At 37.8% G+C, this 20995-nt stretch carries 14 protein-coding genes; 11 read left to right on the top strand and 3 right to left on the bottom strand.

Features of this window, described 5'->3' with window-relative positions:
• From WC747_03510 to WC747_03495, 4 genes are all read left to right on the top strand, one after another.
• A partial coding sequence (locus tag WC747_03510; GenBank protein ID MFA5999057.1) for a hypothetical protein occupies window positions 1-3809 on the top strand: 3809 nt, incomplete at its 5' end.
• A gap of 115 nt (window positions 3810-3924) precedes the next feature.
• Window positions 3925-5448 carry a leucyl aminopeptidase gene (locus tag WC747_03505; GenBank protein ID MFA5999056.1) on the top strand — a complete coding sequence of 508 codons (1524 nt, stop codon included), beginning with the start codon at window positions 3925-3927 and terminating at the stop codon, window positions 5446-5448.
• 250 nt (window positions 5449-5698) lie between these two features.
• Entirely contained in the window at window positions 5699-6175 is a 477-nt protein-coding gene (locus WC747_03500) for a hypothetical protein (protein ID MFA5999055.1), read from the top strand.
• Between the two features lie 72 nt (window positions 6176-6247).
• Window positions 6248-6724 carry a hypothetical protein gene (locus tag WC747_03495; GenBank protein ID MFA5999054.1) on the top strand — a complete coding sequence of 159 codons (477 nt, stop codon included), beginning with the start codon at window positions 6248-6250 and terminating at the stop codon, window positions 6722-6724.
• A 13-nt stretch (window positions 6725-6737) separates the two neighbouring features.
• Here the strand turns inward: WC747_03495 and ftsW are convergent, their stop codons facing one another.
• Together ftsW and murD are read right to left on the bottom strand one after the other, a co-directional pair.
• Window positions 6738-7841, bottom strand: a complete 1104-nt coding sequence (gene ftsW, locus WC747_03490; GenBank protein MFA5999053.1) for a putative lipid II flippase FtsW — start codon at window positions 7839-7841, stop codon at window positions 6738-6740.
• A 77-nt stretch (window positions 7842-7918) separates the two neighbouring features.
• A complete protein-coding gene (gene murD / locus WC747_03485; GenBank protein ID MFA5999052.1) occupies window positions 7919-9379 on the bottom strand; it encodes a UDP-N-acetylmuramoyl-L-alanine--D-glutamate ligase in 1461 nt (486 codons plus the stop codon).
• Window positions 9380-9439: 60 nt separating this feature from the next.
• Here murD and WC747_03480 point away from each other — a divergent pair, with 60 nt between their 5' ends.
• From WC747_03480 to WC747_03465, 4 genes are all read left to right on the top strand, one after another.
• On the top strand, window positions 9440-9982 hold the full coding sequence (locus WC747_03480; protein MFA5999051.1) for an NUDIX hydrolase: 543 nt from the start codon (window positions 9440-9442) through the stop codon (window positions 9980-9982).
• A gap of 318 nt (window positions 9983-10300) precedes the next feature.
• On the top strand, window positions 10301-13180 hold the full coding sequence (gene ileS / locus WC747_03475; protein MFA5999050.1) for an isoleucine--tRNA ligase: 2880 nt from the start codon (window positions 10301-10303) through the stop codon (window positions 13178-13180).
• A 305-nt stretch (window positions 13181-13485) separates the two neighbouring features.
• On the top strand, window positions 13486-14211 hold the full coding sequence (locus tag WC747_03470) for a hypothetical protein (GenBank protein MFA5999049.1): 726 nt from the start codon (window positions 13486-13488) through the stop codon (window positions 14209-14211).
• 55 nt (window positions 14212-14266) lie between these two features.
• On the top strand, window positions 14267-15313 hold the full coding sequence (locus tag WC747_03465) for a hypothetical protein (GenBank protein MFA5999048.1): 1047 nt from the start codon (window positions 14267-14269) through the stop codon (window positions 15311-15313).
• A gap of 66 nt (window positions 15314-15379) precedes the next feature.
• On the opposite strand, the gene WC747_03460 is transcribed toward WC747_03465, so the two are convergent.
• Window positions 15380-17230 (bottom strand): hypothetical protein, encoded by a 1851-nt coding sequence (locus WC747_03460; protein ID MFA5999047.1) that lies wholly within the window; start codon window positions 17228-17230, stop codon window positions 15380-15382.
• 97 nt (window positions 17231-17327) lie between these two features.
• Between WC747_03460 and WC747_03455 the strand changes: the two genes are divergently transcribed.
• The 3 genes from WC747_03455 (at window position 17328) to dnaB (ending at window position 20925) form a co-directional block, all read left to right on the top strand.
• The gene (locus tag WC747_03455; GenBank protein MFA5999046.1) at window positions 17328-18836 is read left to right on the top strand and encodes a hypothetical protein; all 1509 of its coding nucleotides are present in this window, start codon (window positions 17328-17330) and stop codon (window positions 18834-18836) included.
• Between the two features lie 66 nt (window positions 18837-18902).
• Entirely contained in the window at window positions 18903-19355 is a 453-nt protein-coding gene (gene rplI, locus WC747_03450) for a 50S ribosomal protein L9 (GenBank protein MFA5999045.1), read from the top strand.
• A gap of 43 nt (window positions 19356-19398) precedes the next feature.
• Window positions 19399-20925: a replicative DNA helicase gene (gene dnaB, locus WC747_03445; GenBank protein MFA5999044.1), complete on the top strand. Its 1527-nt coding sequence runs from the start codon at window positions 19399-19401 to the stop codon at window positions 20923-20925.
• The last annotated feature ends 70 nt before the right edge of the window (window positions 20926-20995 follow it).

Raw genomic sequence — 20995 nt, 5'->3', positions numbered from 1 at the left:
TCTGTACAGATGGTTATGGCAAATTAATTAATAAAACAACATTCCCAAATAATTCACCAGTTGCCGTGTCTCAACTTGGTTTAGTTACTCCAGTATCAGGTGGCAATAAAGCATTTTATTCTCAAGCAACACCTGCAAAAACTTCTTCTTCTAAATCTGCAAAAACTAAAACTTCAGTTGCTACAAAAGCACCTGAAAACACTGAAGAGTTTGCTGATGTAAATACAAACTACGCAGCACAAGGATGTTGGGTTTATGTGTGTGCAAATACTGCTTTTGCTCACGTCCTTCAACAGCAAGAAAGTGCTGGCAAAACAGTTAAAGAGTTTTCACCGTATGGAGAGTATGTTGATTATATTATTTTCCTTGATGATCAAGGCAATCAAGTTCCACTTTGCGTACCTACGCAGCAGCCGATAGTCACAGGTTCAACGGTGAACTGGCCAACGATTGGTTTAAATCCTGCAGCAGTATACTGGGCGAGCTTACTGAGCTACAACTTGGCTGATTTTGCTGCTCAAGATGGTACACCTATGATGTATGCTGTAAATCCAAGCACCACATCAAATGCGAAATTTGCAGGCTTAACAGCTGTTGCACAGGCTGCTATTGCAGAATTGTCGCAATCTCAAGCAAAAGCAGCAACGTTCCCTCTTTTAGGTCAACAATTCACGATACATTCACAAGCAATGCTTTCAAAATACTCTCAAGGACCATTCTCGTATGGTCATGCTAAATTAACGTTAAGTGAAAAAACTATTTCTGTTCCGGCAGCGTCGGCAGGCGGAACAGCATCAACTGTTAACTTGTATGAAGGAAGTTACTGTTTTGCATCACAAGGTGCACAGTCACAAGTTAAAGATCTTTTAGTTGCTGAAGATAGCTCTGGAAATGCTGGGGTGCAGTTGCCAGATCCTACAGTTGTTAATTTTTACAGCTTGGTAACTGATATTGGTTACACGGTTCAAGCTGATGGAACACTACAAGCAACCGATTTCTCACAAGCGCCACTTACAAAAAGTGGAGCAACGTACAAATTAAATAAATCTGCAAAAGGTACATTTAATATGTTCAGTGCGATTGCTGGAGATACTGCGACTATACCTGACTACTTAACAGAAATGCGTGATGCATGGTGGGATAATTTTGATTCTTCAGTACAATCTCAAGGTTTTAACGTTGGAACGCTTGCCTTTAAATTAGCGCATGGTTTACCTAAAACAGCAGTTGCAAGCAAATGTTTCATCTATGAAGTAAGCCCAAGTCCTTCAGCTTCTTTAACAAATAATGATTTGTATGTGCTGGTAAAATCAACGTCACCAGCTATAGCGTCGTTAAATCCGATCAATGCTACTTCGGCTACAAAAGATGCAATACTGGTGAGCTTGCTGACCGGATATCTGTACGATACTGATGGAACTGCAAAATTGGATGGCAATAATAAACATCAAAAAATATCAGCACCAGCTGGACCGGCATCCGCTGGTTCAGAAAAAATGAGATGTCAGTTGATTCAAGATGCTTTAATGACTAAGTTTCCTGTTATAGCTGGTACAGCTTTCCAAACCCAATATGCAAATTTTGTAAATTCGTACGTGTCGCAAATGCAAACACCAATGGGTCCATATAGTTTTGGTGACTTGCATCTTGGAATTTATGCTGGCGACTTATATGAGCAAAAATATGTATACTTCACTGCTGCAGGAATGCATAAATCACAAGCAAGCTTTGAGCCAACGGACATGTTTGTAACGCTTGATGGTTATCCAAGCAGTCCGGTAGTTGGACAAACACCGTTAAGCGCTAACACACAAAATATGATGAGTTTAATTACTGGTGAAGTGTATGATGCAACGGGTGTTGTAGGAATGATGACTCCTATCACGCAACTTTTTGCATTTACTGATAGTTCAAAAGGTGATTGGAGTCTGTGGATCCAAGATAATTTAAATCAGTTGCAAGCAATGGCTAAAGCTCGTGTAGCTGCGCAGCAAGCAGAGCAAGCAGAATTAGACGCAGATGAAGCTCAAGCTCCAGACAGTGCAACTTTAATGACACCAGCTGCAGTACTTGCAATTATTAATAGACTTATACCATCTGGACTCAACGGACTTCCAGCTCCGTATGCAACATTGAAATTTGATCCACTCAAAAAAAGCTATGTACGTGTGTCGCCTGCAAGCGATACAGATTCAACCGATTTCTTATATCAATTCTTTGATGTGCCAAATCAAACAGTACCAACTGGTGCAGTTTATAAATCAAATGGTAATCAGGTTCGTGTTATCCAAGGTTCTGAATTGCAAGCAACCAAAGACATGTATGGTGTCGTTGTTGACGGGCAAGGAAAACAGTCTCTGGGTGTTCCATTGCTCAAACCGTCACTGTTAATGCATGAAGATGATAAAGCGTTAAGTGGTAGAGCTTCTGGTTCAACTATGTATGTAAGCACTGACTCGAATTTCCCTGGTGAAAATATCACTCTGCCAAATGGTTATCATATGTACTTTAGTAAATTGATGGGAACTTATTACGTCTATGAAACTAAAGGAAAACGAAACCAATGGATATCAGTTTCTGGTGGTAATTTATATGAACAAGATGGAACACCAGTTAAATTAAAACAACAAGTTGCTATCGTTTCAGGCAAAAAAGGTGTAGATGATATGATTCTGCTGTATGAAAATAATGCAGGATTTATGCAAGGGTACATGAGCGATGGTGCTGATTACAAAAACGTTAACGGCACAGACGGGTCTGGCACAGACGGCATGAGCTGGATGGGGATGTCTTCTCCGTATAACCTGTTGACGGTTACTAATAATAAAGCAAAAACTAGTTACACTGTTGGTAAAAAAACATACAACGTTAATACAGATTACACATGGAATCCTCTGTTTGTAGTGCCAATTATTAGTGCAGATGCTTCTGGAAAAGTCTTGAGTTCACCAGCATCAAATAGTTCATACGTTGACGCACAATTAGTACTACATAAAGGCAACATCTCTCATATCATCTATGGTCAAAAAATGTATAAAGCAGAAACAGAAGCAAAAGCTTCAAGCGCGCCATTGAAAATGGTCTCTGTAAGTGGTGATAAGCCTAAAACAATCACTATTTCTTCTGATGTTGACAGCGACACTAAGGCTCCGTTTATCACAATTAGTGACGGAACTCATAATTATAAATATGGCTTTGTATTTGATCAGTTGGAAGATACTCAGTTGGCATCATATCAAACACAAATCTGGAATGGTGATGTGGTTGCTTGTCCTATTGCGCTTCCTGTTGGTCCATACACCACGAAGCAAGTAACGGTTGCTGGAAAATCTATTACAGTTTCTGCGCCTGATGAGTCAACGCATGCATTATTCGTTCAAAATATACAAAATGTTGGTGGCTTGAAAGCATTGAATTCAGCAAGTTCTATTGTTGGTGCTCCAACATCTCCGACTGACTTGAACTTGCTTGGTGTGAATTTAGGCAGAATTTACCCATCTAAAGATGGAAGATTCTTTGCATCAATTGCTCCATCTGATGGTACAGCATCAACGTTTACCTATTTTGCTGATGGTGGATATGTTGATTTACAAACAGGTGCGTTATTTGATAACTCTGGCATGTCTGTAGGTTATAGCTTGGCTTTAAATGACTTTTTATCAGTGCTTAGCAAAGTACAAGTGACGGTAACGAAAAACAGCTCAACAGGTAAAAATCAGCTAGAGTATCGCAGTAGCCCTGTCATTAAAATGCAAACGGATGCTCTTGCTGCTGCTGCTAAAGCTAAAGCAACACCGGCTGCAAAATAACTTTTTATAAAAAAAGTAGTTTTAAAAAATCCTCGTATGAGTCAGATGTGACTTGTGCGAGGATTTTTGTTATAGTTTTTTATGTGTTAAAATTCTTTTATATACAAGGAATGTTATGAAAATAGAAACTAAAATTTCTACAAAAAATGCTTTTGATCTTGGTAGCAAGTCAGTAGCATTTTTTATTCAAGAAAAATTTCAAGAAAAAGATTTTGCAGCTTTAAGCAAAACAACAGGCGTTGATCTTGGTCAATTTTTAAAAGAATGTAAATTTACCGGAGCACAGGGATCAGTTGCTCATCTGCCAGTTTTTGGTAAAGGCAAAACAATTACCTACTTGTATTTTGCAGGACTTGGTTTGCAGGGTGCTGATAAAAAATTAAGTTTAGAAACTTTACGTAGATCAATTGGCTCTGTTGTTAAAGCTGCTGCGGCAAAAGGTTTTGAGTCATTGGCATTGGATTTGCCTGAAGCAAAACTGTTTGGTCTTGATGCTGATTATTTCATGCAGCAAGTAACAACCATTGTGCATATTGCAAGTTACAAATTCGATACATACATCACAACCATTGATAAAAAAGATAGAGCAAAAGTTCTTGAAGTTACGCTGTGTGTAGAAACTTCTGAGCAAAAATCTGCAAAATCAGGCAATGAAATTGGGTCAGTTATTGGTCAAGCTGTTAATCGCACCAGAGATTGGGTTGATACACCAGCAAATCATTTGCACCCAACAGCATTAGCAGACCATGCTAAAAAATTAGCAAAAGAAAAAGGTCTTAAGTGCACAATCTTTAGCGAAGAAGAAATTAAAAAAATGGGCATGGGCGGAATTGCAGGTGTTTCTGCAGGATCTGCGCAAGATGCAAAATTTGTGATTCTTGAGTACAAATCTAAAAAAGCAAAAGCGCAAACTATTGGATTTGTGGGTAAAGGTATAACATTTGATTCTGGAGGGCTCAGCATTAAACCTGCAAACTCTATGGAAGAAATGAAAGAAGATATGGCTGGTGCAGCTTCTGTCATCAATACGCTTGCTGCGTTGGCTGATTTAAACCCCGACGTTAACGTTATTGGTTTTGCAGCAATCACTGAAAATTTGCTCGGTGGGTCAGCGCAAAAACCAGGTGACATCGTAACTTTTTACAATGGTAAAACTGCTGAAGTTCGTAACACTGATGCAGAAGGCCGTCTTGTTTTGGCTGATGCGCTTTCATACGCGGTTAAAAATTATAAACTTGATGCAATCATTGATGTAGCAACGCTTACTGGTGCATGCATTTATGCTGTTGGTCCATTTTTCTCTGCATTGCTTAGTGATAATGATGAGTTGGCTGGAAAAGTACAACAAGCAGCGCAGCATTCTGGTGACTACGTATGGCGTTTGCCATTCACTCTAGATTTTAAAGATGCAGTTAAATCATCAGTTGCAGATATTCAAAACGTTGGAAATCCTGCGATTGCAGCAGGAACGATTACTGCAGCATGGTTCTTACGACATTTTACCGATGAAGTTCCATGGGTTCATTTAGACATTGCAAGTACTGCATACAATGTGCCAAACATTAGTTACTATGGAAAAGGTGCAACTGGTTCTTCAGTTCGTCTTTTGATTGATGTAGCTATGAATTGGAAAAAATAGTTTTTTGATTTGATATTAAATTATTCTCTCCGTCGTTCGCCCTGAGTGTTTTTCGAAGAAAAAAGTATCGAAGGGTAAAAAGTAATTTTCCCTCGATACAAAATTGCTTTGCAATTCCACTCGGGACGAACGACTGGGAAGTGGTGTTATCTTTTGTGGGTAATGCATAGTTAGGATGAGCGGATTTATTAAAAATTTATTTTCTGTTTAAAATATGTTAGTTGTAGAGATACTTTTAGGGAGTTCATGTATGAAATTGTTTCAGGGTAAAATCATTTTTCTTTTAACGTTGTTTTGTGTACAAAATCAACAAGCAAGCGAAGCACAAAAAGGATACCATGTAAGTGAGTCGTTGGTTGCAAAAGAAGCAGAGAATAAAAGGCGTCTAACTCTTGCAATTGAAGCAGTAGATTGTGCTTTTACGCGTGATCAATGCGTAACTTTTAACCAAATGGATTTGGTTCGTGAGGCTATAGAAATTCGAAAGTTTGCATTAAAAGATGATGTTGAAATAAACTGTGAAGCAAGAAAAGCGCAAAAATTGTATTTTAAAGAGTGTCTTGTTGAAAAACGTAATCATGTAACTGAAGTATTATATTCACAAGCAATTATAGCTTTTTTGCAAGGACAACTGGAGCTAGGAAATAAATATGTTTCAGAAGCTGATTTAATAAAAAATAAACAATTTGAAAAGATAGCTACGCGATTAGAATTGCTAAATCAGTAACCATTAGAAGGTTTATAGAGTTTATTTCAAGATCATATATTAATTATAAAAATATTTTAGGGGTATTTATTTATGAAATTGTTTCAGTGTAAAATTATTTTTCTTTTAACGTTATTTTGTGTGCAAAATCAATGGACATGCGAAGCACAAAAGGCATACGAAGTAATGGATGAGAAAAAGTTAAAAAAAATGCATCAAGCAATTCGAGATGCTGATTTGTCCTTTGTGGATCGACAAAAGCAACTCTCTGAGCAAATGGCTTTGATTAACAAAGCAATACTGTGTCGATATCAAGTATTTGGATATAGTTATCCAATAGATGTGGCAATATCTGAAGCAAAGCGTTTGTATTGTGAAGAGTGTAATGCTCGTAAGCGTAATCATGTAACTGAAGTATTATATTCACAAGCCCTTATAGCTTTTTTGCAAGGACACAGGGAGCTAGGAAGTAAATATGTTTCAGAAGTTCATGCAATAAAAACTAAACAATTTGAAAAAAGAACTATGGGATTAGGATTGATAAAAGGATTGCCTGTAGAAGAGTTATAAAGTTTATTTATTTTCAATCATTTGACTGCACAGCGTTTGCGACCAATCCAATCATAAAAAGATTGCAGACAAGCGCTGTGTTTCCATAGCTAATAAATGGAAGGCCGATACCTTTGGTTGGGGCAAGGCCAGTTGATACAAACAGATTGATGATAAATTGCAACGAAATTATGGTAGTAACTCCTTGCACTAAAAACATTGAAAACATGTTTTTTAAATTCCATGAAATTCTAAATCCAAACCATGCAAAGAGCATGCATAGAATTATAAAAAACAAAGATCCGATAAATCCAATTTCTTCTGCCATGATGGCAAAAATAAAATCAGTATGTTGCATAGGAAGATAGAAAAATTTTTGTTGTGATTGTGCAATTCCTGTTCCCCATAATCCTCCGGACCCAATTGCGATAAGTGATTGAATAATTTGAAATCCTGTTCCTTGAGGATCTTGCCAAGGGTCAAGGTACGTCACAATTCGTTGCCACCGGTATGGTTGTAAATAGATCATAAAAAATGCAACGGGTAGTGCAGCCACAATGGTACCGATAAAATATCTGAGAGGTAAATTTGCCACAAAAAGCATGATCAGCGTTGTTGCAAAAAGCGTTGCCAAGCATCCAAAATCAGGCTGCTTGAGAAGCACGAGCCCGATAACTCCCATGATGATAGAAAGCGGCAATGCTGTTTTAAGCGTATTGTTATCCAGTATTTTTTTTCGAGAAAGAATGGAAGCTAAATAAATAACGAGCGCAACTTTTAAAACTTCGCTTGGTTGAAATATAAATCCATGAAGGTTTAACCAACGGTGCGAGCCATTCATTTTATGGCTTAAAAAACTAACTAAAGGAAGTGCTGTGGCGATCGTTGTGGCAAGCAATGCAAAAAAACTGACACTTTTTAAAAACTGTAGTGAAATTGAACGAGCCAAAAGAAAAGCTAAAATTCCTACCACAAGACCAATAAGTTGTTTTTTGACGAAATAAAGTGGTTGGTTGAGTGTCTCAAGTGCGAAAAAAGAGCTTGAAGAGTATACGAAAATAATTCCGAGCATTACAAACGTCATGCTGATGAGTAGGAACATGGTCAAATCATATTTAAGTCTTTGTTCTATAAACATTTATTTCCCTAGGTAAAGATAATCACCACGTTAACATAGAATTTTGCATGAATGAAGAAAATATTTAGTGAAAATTTTTACAGTAACTGCATAATCATTTTTTTAAATTGATTGCCACGATCTTGGTAATTTTTGAAAAGATCAAAACTTGATCCAGCGGGTGAAAATAAAAGAATCTCAAAATTATTCTGAACAGGATTATCCTGAAGTGAAAGATATTGGTCTAGCGCTTGCTGCAATGTTGCAGATGTGTAACATTGCACGTTATATTTTTTGCAGAGTGATGATAAAATTTCAGCTTCTTTTCCAAAAGCAAACACGCACACTTGTTGCTTCGTTAAAAATTTTATCAGCGGTGATCGATTAGTACCTTTACTCATTCCGCCAAGGAAAAGAGCGATTTTTTTATGTTTAAAACGTTCTGTCGCTTTATGGGTTGCTTGCCATACCGTTGATTTTGAATCGTTATAAATATCAACACCGTTTAGATTGCGGACAAATTCAACACGATGCTCTTGATCTTGCACGGTGTGTGTCATAGTGATGAGCTGATCGAATGGAATACGTTGGAGATGCAAACTTGCAATGATGATGAGCCAATTTTGCTGAAATGTGACATCAGGTAGTAAGTGTATGTTTTTAAAAACAACTAAGGGCTTTAGCCCGGCTTGTCCGCCGTAGATTCTAGTATCCCTCGATACATTTTGCTTCGCAAAACACTCGGGACGAACGTCACTTAAACTTGAAGACGTAGGCTGGATCACAGTCCGTAAACCATCGTCCAAAACAACATTATTTTTCTGAATGTAAAATATTGGATTTGTTATTTTTTTACGTGGCTTGTGCGGGCAAAAAAGATATACGCGTGATGATACATCGACATGCTTTTTTATTTTTTCAATTAAATGGTAGGGCAGCAGGGCGATCTGATTGTTTGTTTGATGCTTGATGAGATTGCATTTAGCGACAAAATATTCTTTTTTAGTTTTGTGATGATCAAGATGATTTGGAAAAAAATTGGTCCAGATTGCTAAGTCTGGTGCAAAATGGTGTGCGTAGTGTAGCTGATAGCTTGAAAGCTCGAGTACTATTGTTTGCGGCTGTGGATGTAAGTTGCACACGTTAAGCATTGCGTATCCAATGTTTCCTGCGGCTACAGAATCCGGAATGCTTTGTTGTAGCAAATTGGTGATACTTGTTTTTCCAACTGTTCCAGTGATAGCAATTGTATTTATATGCGTAGCATTAGTCGCAATTTGTGCTGTGAAAATATCAAGCTCGCATATGAATTTTGCGCCATATTTTTTTTGATAGGAATGCAGCGCAACGCCAGGACTTGGGATAATGATGTCATTGAAATCTAAAAATTTTTTAATTGACTGCGGTGTTTGAATAATTACATCAATAGTTTCGTGTGGCTTACTATCCAGAATTTGAATGTGGTCGGTGAATTGTTTAACGTATTCAAGTACTGATTTGCCGACTACGCCAAGGCCCCAAATACCGATATTTTTGTTTTTTAGATTGATTGTTTTCATGTATCATATGATATCAAGTAATTATTAGTTGAGCAAAATTGATTTTATAAAAGGATTTTTATGCATAGATCGAAGTTATTAACATTGTTGCAAGCATATAATCCAACAGATCATGAAGAAATTGAAGCGAAGCAACGAATGATATTATTCGTGGAGCAAAATGCTGATTGTTTTCAGCGGTCGCTTGCAATTGGGCACATGACAGCTTCTGCATGGCTTGAGAGTAAGGATGGATCTAAGGCACTGCTTATGCATCATAACAAATTGAATATTTGGTGTCAGCTTGGTGGTCACTGTGATGGTGACTGCGATATTTTGGCAGTAGCTCTTAAAGAGGCGCAAGAAGAATCTGGCATTGAAAACGTTGCTGCAATTAGTACTGAAATATTTGATATTGATATTCATTTTATTCCTGAAAACAGTCGTGAAAAAGGGCACTATCACTACGACGTACGATTTTTATTACGTGTTACCAGTAATGAAGAGTTTGTGGGAAATAGTGAGTCAAAAGAATTACGCTGGGTAGGCAAAGACAGAAGCCTTTTACCAACTGACAGTCGATCAGTTGTTCGTATGTTTGATAAATGGGTACAAAGAGGGTAATGATAGTCCCTCGATACCCAGGCTTCGCACAAGGCTTCGCCGGGCAGGCTGATTTCTTCGAAATCACTCGGGACGAACGGCAGCTGGGTGATAGTTTTTTAGTACGGAAGAAAGTTGTAAAATAATTTTTTTGAGATTCGTTTTGATCCAGTTCTAGGATATTCTTACTTACAGTCGTTCGTCCCGAGTGTTCTGCGTTAGCAGAATGTATCGAGGGATATGTGTGTTCATATAGCCATAGAAAAAAGCACAGCTTTTGGTATCCTTTTAAAATGCATTATTTCTGTATGTTTATTTCTGCCATGAGGTGTGTTTTCCATGAGTGATGAAACGAAAAAAAATGAGTATTCAGGTACGTTAAATCTTCCTAGAACAGATTTTCCAATTCGAGCTCAATTTTCTATTTCAGACGCAATTATGCTTAAGCGTTGGAATGATGAAAAACTGAGTGAAAAAACATTTACTCATAATCAAGGTGAAACAAAATTTATTCTTCACGATGGTCCACCGTATGCAAACGGAAACATTCACTTGGGGCATGCATATAATAAAATTTTAAAAGATATTGTGACCAAATTTGAGCGTATGGCTGGTAAGCATGTGCCAATTATTCCTGGTTGGGATTGTCATGGTTTGCCAATTGAGCTTAAAGTTACTCAAGAGCATAAGAATTTATCTCGGCAAGAATTAAAAACAGAGTGTCGTCTTTATGCACAAAAATGGATTGATGTTCAACGCGAGGAATTTAAAAAACTTGGCGTTATGATGCATTGGGATACACCGTATACAACGATGAGTTTTTCATATGAAGCAGCAATTTTACGCGCGTTTGCAGAGTTTGTAGCGCAAGGTTTTATCCAAAAAAAATTAAAAACAGTTCCATGGTGCGCTTCGTGCCAGACCGTTTTAGCGAACGCTGAGATTGAGTACGCAGAGCGTAAAGATCCATCGATCTATGTTCAATTTCCATTTTCTCAGTCCATTTCATCAAAACTTTTCCCCGAGACAGCAGGGCGCCAGGTTAGTCTTTTAGTTTGGACAACGACACCGTGGACATTGCCATTGAATCGTGCCGTTGTGCTACGTCCGAAAGCAGAGTATGCTCTGGTGGAAATGAGCGGTAAGTTGGTCATTATTGGCAAAGATTTGGTTGAGAAAGTTGCAGCGATCACAGGGATGACCGCACAGGTTTTAAAAACTTTTGCAGCAGAACATTTGATTGGTCAAAAAGTATCTCATCCTTTTATACAAGACTTTCAAGTACCAGTCATTGGTGATGGATTTGTTTCACTTGAAGATGGTACCGCATGTGTTCATAGTGCTCCTGGCTGTGGACCGGAGGATTATGAAGTTGGTATAAAAAACAACTTGGAAATTTATTCACCGTTGTCACCGGATGGAAAATATACAACTGAAATTAAGCCGTTTGAGCTTGCAGGCATGCCTGTTGTTGATGGACAAATTTGGGTTATAAAAAAATTAGCAGAACTTGATTTAATACTTTTCAAACAAAGCATTCGACACTCGTACCCGCATTGTTGGCGATGCCGTAATGGACTGATTTTCCGTGCGACGAGCCAATGGTTTTGCGATTTGACGCAACATAATTTGAAGCAACGGGCTTTGGATGCAATCAAAGATTTAAAAATGATTCCAGAGACTGGAAAAAATCGTTTTTCTGCCACGTTAGAAGGGCGACTTGAGTGGTGCCTTTCTCGTCAACGCACCTGGGGAGTTCCAATTCCTGCATTGAATTGCACGACGTGTGGTCATGTATTTACATCACCTGAACTCATTGAGACGGCAGCCCTTGGTGTAGAAAAAGAGGGTATTGAATTTTGGGACAAAGTTTCTGTGCAAGATCTTGGAAATTATTCCTGCTCTTCATGTTTATCAATATCATTTCAAAAAGAATTTGATATTTTAGATGTATGGTTTGAATCTGGCGTAAGTCACTATGCTGTTTTGCGTAATAATCCTGATCAAGCATATCCTGCTGATATGTACCTTGAGGGTAAAGATCAGCATCGTGCATGGTTTCAAAGTTCGCTTTTAACATCGCTTGTGCTTGAAAAAATTGCTTGTATGAAAGAAATCGTAACGCATGGTTTTACCGTTGACCAACATGGTAAAAAAATGTCAAAATCGCTGGGCAACGTAGTTACTCCTGGAGAAATTGTTGACAAGGTTGGTACCGATGGACTTCGTCTGTGGGTGGCAAGTAATGATTATGATAGTGATCCGATCGTTTCTGAACTACTGCTTAAGAACGTTTCAGAGGTGTATCGAAAAATTAGAAACACGAGCCGATTCTTACTTTCGAATTTATATGATTTTGATATAAAAAAAGATGCCATTTTATTTGAAAATATGTTTGCAATTGACCAGCAGGCTTTAGTTCGCTTGCATCAGTTTAATCAAACGGTGCAAAACGCTTACCGCGATCGCAAGATGACGGCTGCGTTTCATGAGCTGGGCGACTATTGCGCTAAAGATTTAAGCGCATTTTATTTAGATATTATCAAAGATCGTCTGTACGTTGAAAAGGCTAATGGGGTTTTGAGACGAAGTGCTCAGACGGTTTGCTATCATATTTTACATACGATGACGACGGTTATGGCGCCGATCCTTTCCATGACTGCTGAGCAGATATTTGATGAATATAAAAATTCAGAGCAAGAATCAATTCATTTACAAGATTTTGCCGACACTCAGACTTTGTTTGAAGGCGTGATGCGTGCGTATCGATCGAGCGAGCAACCGTACCTGCGCCATGCGGGTGATGATAGCGCGTCTGCGCAGTCTGAATTTATGGCTGCATGGGGGCAACTATCGTTACTGCGTTCTACTATTTTAAAAGCTCTTGAGAATTTGCGTGAGCAGGGCGTGATCAAACATTCACTGGACAGCGCTCTACGCCTTCGCATAAGCCCAGATTTTTCCGGATATAAAGACATTGAGCATTTCATTCGTGTTTTATCTGGTCAAACTCCAGAAGCCTTTTTTAAAGAATATTGCATTGTTTCCCAGGTTGAAATGGTAGATAAGCCGGATAGCTCAATGCTTGAGGTGGTCCCAGGGGTTTTTCTAGCGGCGAGCAAAGCTGCGGGAACAAAATGCAATCGCTGTTGGCAATGGTCGACTGATTGTAGCGTTGAGGGACTTTGTGGCCGGTGTGCTGCAGTTTTAAAACCGTAGCCTACATCGCAGCACTCACATTTTTTAATAGAACTTTACAAATAATCTGAGTTCTACAATTTCCCCGCCGGCTGGAAGCACGGCTATGCGGGGAAATTGTAGAACTCTTTGTTTTTTTTACATCGTTTTGGGCACTATAAGGATGTTTTTATAACTTGATCTGCAAGGATTTCATGAAGGCTTTATAAGGATTTTATAAGGAACTTATGAGGAATATATTAAAATAAAAGGGCGAACAGTTGATTTTTTGGCGCTGCAAAAGGTATTCTTGAGATATGTGGTATTTTATAAAGAAGGGATTAGGGATGAAAAAATTACTTTTAATGACTGTTTTGGTGTGTATGCAGGTCTATGCGTCGGCACCAGCCAGATCTTCGGCGACTGTTAGAGGTGAATCGGAAGATTTGTTAGATGTGGAAACAGGTTATCTTCCAATAAAACAAAAAGGGGAACCTGTGAAACCTTCTCCTGTGAAACCTTCTAAAGAAAAACTTACAAAAGAAGTAAGCTCTGAATTCGAATTCGAAGAGGAAGAAGAATCTGAAGAATTAATCATAAAAGAATTAATAGAAAGATTTAAAGAAATAAATACTGCGTTTCGTTTGAAAAAGTCTCAATCTGAGGACTTATTACGAAGAATACAAAGCTTGAATGTGGAAATCGAAGATCAAAGAAAAAAAATAAAAAAACAAAATAATGAAGATGCAGATGAAATTCAAATATTAGAAAATAAAATGAGATCATTGTCTGAAATAGAAAAAGAGATACTTGCTGGAAGTAGTGTCTCTAAAAAAGAGCGTCTTGAAAGACTAAAAGATGAAGTAACTCAGACAAGTGCTCGTATAGATGAATTAAGGACGTCTGAAAAAGCTCTACGCGACCAACTTGTTAAAATATCTGACCGTAAAAGATATATGATACAGCAACAAAAGAATTTAGATTACGAACTAAATCAATTAGAATCAGAAAAAGATTATTTAGAGGTAGAGTTTGGCACGGTTGAAAGCTTGGAGAAACTCTTAGTTAATTAAAAAAAGATGAATTAGAAAACAAGTAACAAATAAATTAAGTAAGAAGGAGTTAGGGATGAAAAGATTACTATTAATGAGTGTTTTGGTGGGTACGGCAATACATGCAAATGATGACGATGACTCAATGCCAGCAACAACAACTATACCGAGTAGTTATCAAGTTCAAGAGTCAGTAGCACCAGGGTCTGCTAAAGCTATGTCATCTAGTAGTTATACTACTAAAGTGCCATCAGCTACACCAACAGGTTATCGCAAGGTTGATGAAAGCATGTTTCCACCAGCAACATCAGCTACACCAACGCCAACACCTAAATTATCTTCAAGAGAAGCGGACGTAGCGCGCGCAGAAGGACTAGCGGCAAATTTTTGGGATAAAGCAAAAAATCTGGCTAGTTACTTAAATTTTTATCAAATGTATAAAAATTATAGAGATAGTGAAGTTCAGGCAGTGCTGAAAAGATATCCAGATTTGAGCCGTGAACAATTAGACGAGATACTTTTAAAGTATCCAGATTTTTATGCTTATTCTGATGATGGACGAGATGCTGTTGTAGTTTTTGCTAGAAACGAACAAGAATTGATTGCAAGAAATAATCAATTAGATGAAATATTGTTTAATTCGATTGATGCTAAGAATCATGCATTGTCAGAGGCTATTAAAGACTTAAAACAAAAAACAAGTTCAGCTAGTACTAGTCAAGGGTTGAAGGCACTGAGAGACCGGATAGGAAAATTTGAAAATGAGCAATTTGCAATGCTTAACATACTGCAAGATATGCAAAAAGAAGTTATCAAAGTTAAAACACGTGCTTTAGATCAACTATCTAGACCACTTGTGTTTCATGGTTCAACACAGACACTGTTAACAGGCGCACCACAACCTAATAGATATATTTCACCGTATAGATCACAAGAACAAGCGCAACCACAAGCGCACTATAGAACTGCTAATGCTCCAGCGGCTCGATCAGCATCAGCATACTCTGCTTTAGATGCGGCTCGACCATACGAATACATAGATGATTATAATAGACAAAACGTGGCGCCATCATCGCGCCAGCGTGTTGTTCAGTTTGTTGATAATCAATATCAACAACAGTAATAATTTTAACTAAAAAAATCCCCGGTTAATTTAGCCGGGGATTTTTGTTGAGTTATATCGAGTAAGTTACTGTTTTGCTTTTTTAGTTTCACTTGTTTTAAGAGCGCCAACGTTACGTTTTGCTTTACGTTTGATTCTATCTAATCTTTCAGACAATGCTGTTAATTTGCTGCCAATTTCTCCATTGAGAGAATTTACAAATGTATCATGAGCATTTTTGTAATTGACTGCTACTTGAGGATCAGACAAAAACAATGGATCGTAATTTTTCTTAATATCGTTTAGCTTTTGCTCAATAGGCTCAAATGCTTTTTGGTAGACTGACAGTCTGCGCTGGATTTCAGCGAGATTTGTATTTGTTGGGATTTTTGCTAATTCGTCGGCACCCATATTTGGAATATTTTTAGTCATTGTCTGTAGCACGTTATCTAGATCATCGAACTCTGGTAAGAAGGTACTTCTTAATTTGTTTTGAATGTTAGTCGTGTAATCTTTAAAGTCATTGTTAATCCATGTGGTAGCGCTATCAGGATTCGTGATGTTTGTAGGAACTGGAATACCTTGAGCGTTAACAACATATCGCATAGGGTGTTCTCCTTTTTGATCCTCTGTGCTAAATGCTTTTAAAGTATCAGGAGTGTTGTTTGTAGCATCTGGATATTTTGAAATTTCATCACTCATGAATTTTACAAAATCTTGTTCATGCTGGGAACTATACTTAGTTGTATGATCACTTATATCGCCCATAACTTCATCATACGGAGATACTGTTACTTTTTGCTTTTCTTTTTCTTCTTTTGTCTCTGGAGTTTTGATGTCAGCTTTTTTATCTGCAGGAGCTGCACTACCATTTCTAGACGTTTCGTCGCTGCTTGCTGACCCTGGAGATGAGGCCATATTTGGATTATATCCTCCTTGATCATAATAATCAGGATAGCCACCATAACCACCAGGACCATAGTTTGGATATTCAGCAGGTGATTGACCATATCTAGATGATGATGGCCCGTAAGAGTCTGAGAAACGAGATTCTAAGGAGCCAGTTTTTTTTGTTGCGTCTATTGCATCTTTAGCAGCTTTAGCTGTTTTTACGTCAGCTTCTTTAGCCATTTCAAGCGCTTCAGGGTCCCACTTGCGTAGGAATTTTTCAAGTGATGGCATTAAAAGATCAATGTGCCCATCAAGTGAAGAAAGTATAGATTTTGCTTTTTTGAGGTATTTTCTTTCTTGTGCGTAGCTTGAAGGAAGTCCGAAATCATCTTCTAGTTTAAAGTCATCATTATGCTTCGTGAGATCTTTAGCTAATTTTTTTAGATTTTTAACCAAAGTATCTTCCTCAGAGGCAAGATCTTTTTTAGATAGTTTTTCAGAAAGGCGTTTTGTTTTAAGCTGATAGATCTGACGTTTCATGTTGCTGAAGGTTGCCTTGCTTTTCCACTTAGCATTAATTTCTTCAGCGCAGTCTTTAGAGCCTTCCATTTTTTGGAATAGTTCATCAATGCCTTTTGAAATTGCGCCAATGAAGTTTTGAAACGACTCAACGTCACTTCCTTCTACCTCGATAGATTTTGGCTTTGCTTCAGGTTTAACTTCTGGTTCAATTGGTTTTGGTTGCTCTTGTGGCAGGTCAAGATGAGGCTCTACTAATTTTGCAATATTTTGAATGTCATTAAAGTCGGCTTCAGACATTGAGTTGAGTGTCTGCATGAGTAAATCGTCAAATGCTTTTATGTCTTCAGGTGAGCCGTTTTTTTGAAGCTCTTCTATGAATCTTTGACCTTCTCTGACTTGCTCTGCAATTTGTTCTTCGCTCATGCCACCAAAGACATCAGCAACTGATGGCATTCCCTGCATAGGTCCTACGCCTGGTACAATGATCTGACTACAAAAAATGAGTGATAGTATAAACTTTTTCATAAGTGACAAACTCTTTTTTTAATGGGATTGATTAAAAAATTGATATCTAGAAAATAACTATAGCAACTTTATTGATCTGTCGCCAGAGGGCCTTGCAATGTTTTACATTTTCTTCTCAGTCTTTTTATTTCTTATGCCTTTTTTTCTTCCTGCGTTATCGATTCCATGCTTATTTATTTTTTTAATTCCTCTTATTTTGAAGTCTAAAAAAACGGCACTTACATTCTTTGATGGATTTGTGTGGGGAGTCCCGGCCTTTGGAGTTCATGGCATATGGTTTTTGGTAATGATTGCAACTAAGCAGGTAGGTGCTAGCGCAATTGTTTTGTGGCTAGTTACAATAGGATGGCTGTCTTTATTTTCTGGTTTATGGTTGAAGCTGATTCACTGCTCATGGTTAATTTCAACATGGTTACTCACAACGGTTTTATTTTTTTTCTTTATTGATAAATTTTGTATGTTTCCATTTGGAGGGCTTGATGGCTATCCGTTTTTTAGTCCGCTTATACCGCTATGCTACTATCCAAAGTTTTTGTGGTGCGTGAAATACATAGGAAGCGTTGGAGTTTTAAGCTGTTTGATTTTATTTCAAATATGTTTGACTGAATTCTTTTATCCCTCGATACATCCGACTTCGCCAAGGCTACGACGGACACTCGGGACGAACGACGTAAAAAATAATAATTATTCTCTAAGGGCATTTGTATTGATAAAAAGATTTTCTCATGTTCTTAACGACGTTATTCGTTCTACGCACACTATCTCCCAACCATTGCTGCTCACGATCCAGCCTACGCATGCTTTCTCCAACCCGTCGTTCGTCCCGAGTGTCCCCGATCAAGTCGGGGAAGTATCGAGGGAAAGAAAAATTTATTTCCTTTTAGCCTTACTCTGTTTAATTCCTTTTCTTGTCGGTTCTTTTTTTTATCAAGAAAAAAAAATACCAACGTCTCACATAAAGTATCTTAAACCATGGTGGTACGGACACCACAATCCTATGTTTGTCGGATATCGCATGGTCCATGACATTGGAGAAGTTATAATGACCTGTCCACAAACAGCTTATATTTTAATGCCAGAGTCAACGTTTTGCTGGGACGTGTTGGAGTATCAAAAATTTGTTCCTTTGTGGTGTGACCCTGACTGTGGGGCTACGATCATGTTTGGTGGACATCGATGCGTTGATGGTAGAACTTTTAATAGTTTTATCGTTTTACGCGGCGGAAAGATTACGTACTATTACGACAAGCAACATTTAATGCCATTTGTAGAACGAGTCCCTAAAATTTGTAGCATTTTTGGATGTGGCAATTTTTTTATAAACGAGGAGGTAGATGGTTGTAAGTGCTCGGTTGATTGTCTTGACACCATTGAGCTCTGCGGACAAACCTATCAAGTTTTTATTTGTTCAGAATTATTCTTTGAAGCAAAAAAGGTAAAAGGATATCCCATTATTTTGATTTGGAATGAGTCATGGTTTTGTTGTAAGTATATGAAAGATTTGGCAATTTTATATATAAAATATTTTGAAATAAAGCACGATGTAATGGTTTTATATGCAAGTACTCAGGGTAGAACTAATGTGGGAAAAGTGAATGTTGAGTAGTCATTTGATTCTGTTTTGATATAATGCTTTTTATCTTAAATTATATTCAAGTACAAGAAGGTTGATATGAAAGTTTACTTACTAAAAAACATTGAAAAAGTTGGCATTGCTGGCGAAATTATCAAAGTAAGCGATGGTTATGCACAAAATTTTGTGTTCCCACAAAAGTTAGGCGTTATGGTAACAGATAGCAATCTTGCTTTCTATGAAAAACGAGCAAAAACTGTTGATCAACGTAAAGAAGCTATCGAATCAGTAACAAGCATGCTTGCTGAACAAATCAAAGCTCTACGCTTATCAATGAAAAGAAAAACGCATGATGACAATCGTTTGTATGCTGCAATCAGCGCAGGCGACATTGTTGATTTGCTTGCTGCAAATAATGTTAAAGTTTCAAAAAGCCAAGTTATTTTTGATAAATCTATCAAAAATACCGGCTCACACTTGGTAACCATAAAACTTTCTTCAAAATTGCAACCGCAATTCACACTGAAAGTTTCTGGATTATCAGAAAAATAAGGATAATTTAACTACTTGGATCCCCGGGTCGAGCCCGAGGACGATGAGTGGTGGGCAAGATGAGTGGTGGGCAAATTGTCAACTGAGAAAAATTGACATTTGTTTTAGATCAGAAAAAACTAAGAAGTTTAAAGTTACTGCTACGTATCCCTGTTTTGCGCAGGGATACGTGCTGTATAGGGAGCAATGTTTCGTGCAACAATATACCAATAATTTTCCTAAAAAAAATGTGCAAAGCGACGGACAAAAAGAAACGTTGCTTGGAAAATCACTGCCTATGCAGATTGAAGCTGAAAAGTCTGTACTCGGTGCCGTACTTTTAGATGATACCTGCTTTCCAACGCTTGAAGAAACATTGCAGCCGCAAGATTTTTATGTACCAGCGCATGGAGCTATCTATAAATCCATGCTCAGCTTATCGCAAAACAATCAACGCATTGATATGATCACGCTACAAGATGCTCTGCAAAAATCTGGTGAGCTCGCTATGGCTGGAGATATTACCTATCTCATGGAGCTCCAAGAAAACATTCCTTCTTTTGGCATGCTTGAACAGCACGTACAAATTATTCGCTCAAAGGCCGTACTAAGAAATCTGATACATTCATCTCTTGATATCATTACAAGCTGTTACAATCAAAATGAAACAGAAGTAGACCATGTTATTGATGAAGCAGAAAAGAAAATTTTTCAAATCATTCATAATCGGTCATCGCAGAATTTTGTTCAACTTAATATTTGGTTAAAAAAAACATTCCAGCATCTTTCATCTATTAAAAGTTCAAGTCGCGGGATTACCGGGGTTGCAACTTCTTTTAAAGGTCTGGATAAAATGACCTCTGGTTTTCAAGCAGGTGATTTAGTTATCTTGGCTGCGCGTCCTTCTATGGGTAAAACTTCATTTGCTTTAAACATTGCCATTAATGCTGCCAAGCAAAGCTCTGGAGTTGGTGTCTTTTCTTTAGAGATGTCAGCAGAGCAATTAACGCTTCGTCTTCTTTCAACTGAATCAGGCATTGATCACCAAAAAATTCGTAACGCGACCATTTCTTCTGAGGAATGGATTGCTTTGACCCATGTGGCTGCAGAGCTTGGTGAAATGAAATTGTTCATCGATGATACAGCTGCGCTTAACATTATGGAGCTTCGAGCAAAGGCTCGACAACTGAAAGCAAAGCATGATGTAGGGCTTATTGTTATTGACTACTTACAGCTACTGCATTCAAGTCGACGTCATGAAAACCGTCATCAAGAAGTTTCAGAGATCTCTCGATTCTTAAAATCTCTTGCTAAAGAATTGGCAGTGCCTATCATTGCACTTTCTCAGCTTTCTCGTGCTGTCGATAGCCGTGTAGACAAACGACCAATGCTTTCAGATCTTCGAGAATCTGGTGCGATCGAACAGGATGCTGACGTTATTATGTTTTTATATCGTGACATCGTGTACAATTCAGAAACAGAAAATCCAGAACTATCTGAGTTGATCATTGGTAAGCAGCGTAACGGTCCTACGGGTACCATTCCACTTCGCTTCCTTCGTGAGCTGACCAAGTTTGAGGATATGGATTAAAAATCATTTGCACTTCTCTCTTATTTAATTTAGTTTCGATTGTTTGAAATCAAAATTAAAAAATAGAGTA

The organism is Candidatus Babeliales bacterium (assembly GCA_041660205.1).
Taxonomy (GTDB): Bacteria; Babelota; Babeliae; order Babelales; family Chromulinivoraceae; genus JACPFN01.
Note: the sequence above shows the minus strand (reverse complement) of the source record. Positions and strands in the feature narration are given on the sequence as shown.

Excerpts from the sequence above, each read along its gene's own strand:
- WC747_03505 (MFA5999056.1), top strand. The coding sequence starts at position 3,925 with ATGAAAATAGAAACTAAAATTTCTACAAAAAATGCTTTTGATCTTGGT.
- WC747_03500 (MFA5999055.1), top strand. The coding sequence starts at position 5,699 with ATGAAATTGTTTCAGGGTAAAATCATTTTTCTTTTAACGTTGTTTTGT.
- WC747_03495 (MFA5999054.1), top strand. The coding sequence starts at position 6,248 with ATGAAATTGTTTCAGTGTAAAATTATTTTTCTTTTAACGTTATTTTGT.
- ftsW (MFA5999053.1), bottom strand. The coding sequence starts at position 7,841 with ATGTTTATAGAACAAAGACTTAAATATGATTTGACCATGTTCCTACTC.
- murD (MFA5999052.1), bottom strand. The coding sequence starts at position 9,379 with ATGAAAACAATCAATCTAAAAAACAAAAATATCGGTATTTGGGGCCTT.
- WC747_03480 (MFA5999051.1), top strand. The coding sequence starts at position 9,440 with ATGCATAGATCGAAGTTATTAACATTGTTGCAAGCATATAATCCAACA.
- ileS (MFA5999050.1), top strand. The coding sequence starts at position 10,301 with ATGAGTGATGAAACGAAAAAAAATGAGTATTCAGGTACGTTAAATCTT.
- WC747_03470 (MFA5999049.1), top strand. The coding sequence starts at position 13,486 with ATGAAAAAATTACTTTTAATGACTGTTTTGGTGTGTATGCAGGTCTAT.
- WC747_03465 (MFA5999048.1), top strand. The coding sequence starts at position 14,267 with ATGAAAAGATTACTATTAATGAGTGTTTTGGTGGGTACGGCAATACAT.
- WC747_03460 (MFA5999047.1), bottom strand. The coding sequence starts at position 17,230 with ATGAAAAAGTTTATACTATCACTCATTTTTTGTAGTCAGATCATTGTA.
- WC747_03455 (MFA5999046.1), top strand. The coding sequence starts at position 17,328 with ATGTTTTACATTTTCTTCTCAGTCTTTTTATTTCTTATGCCTTTTTTT.
- rplI (MFA5999045.1), top strand. The coding sequence starts at position 18,903 with ATGAAAGTTTACTTACTAAAAAACATTGAAAAAGTTGGCATTGCTGGC.
- dnaB (MFA5999044.1), top strand. The coding sequence starts at position 19,399 with ATGAGTGGTGGGCAAGATGAGTGGTGGGCAAATTGTCAACTGAGAAAA.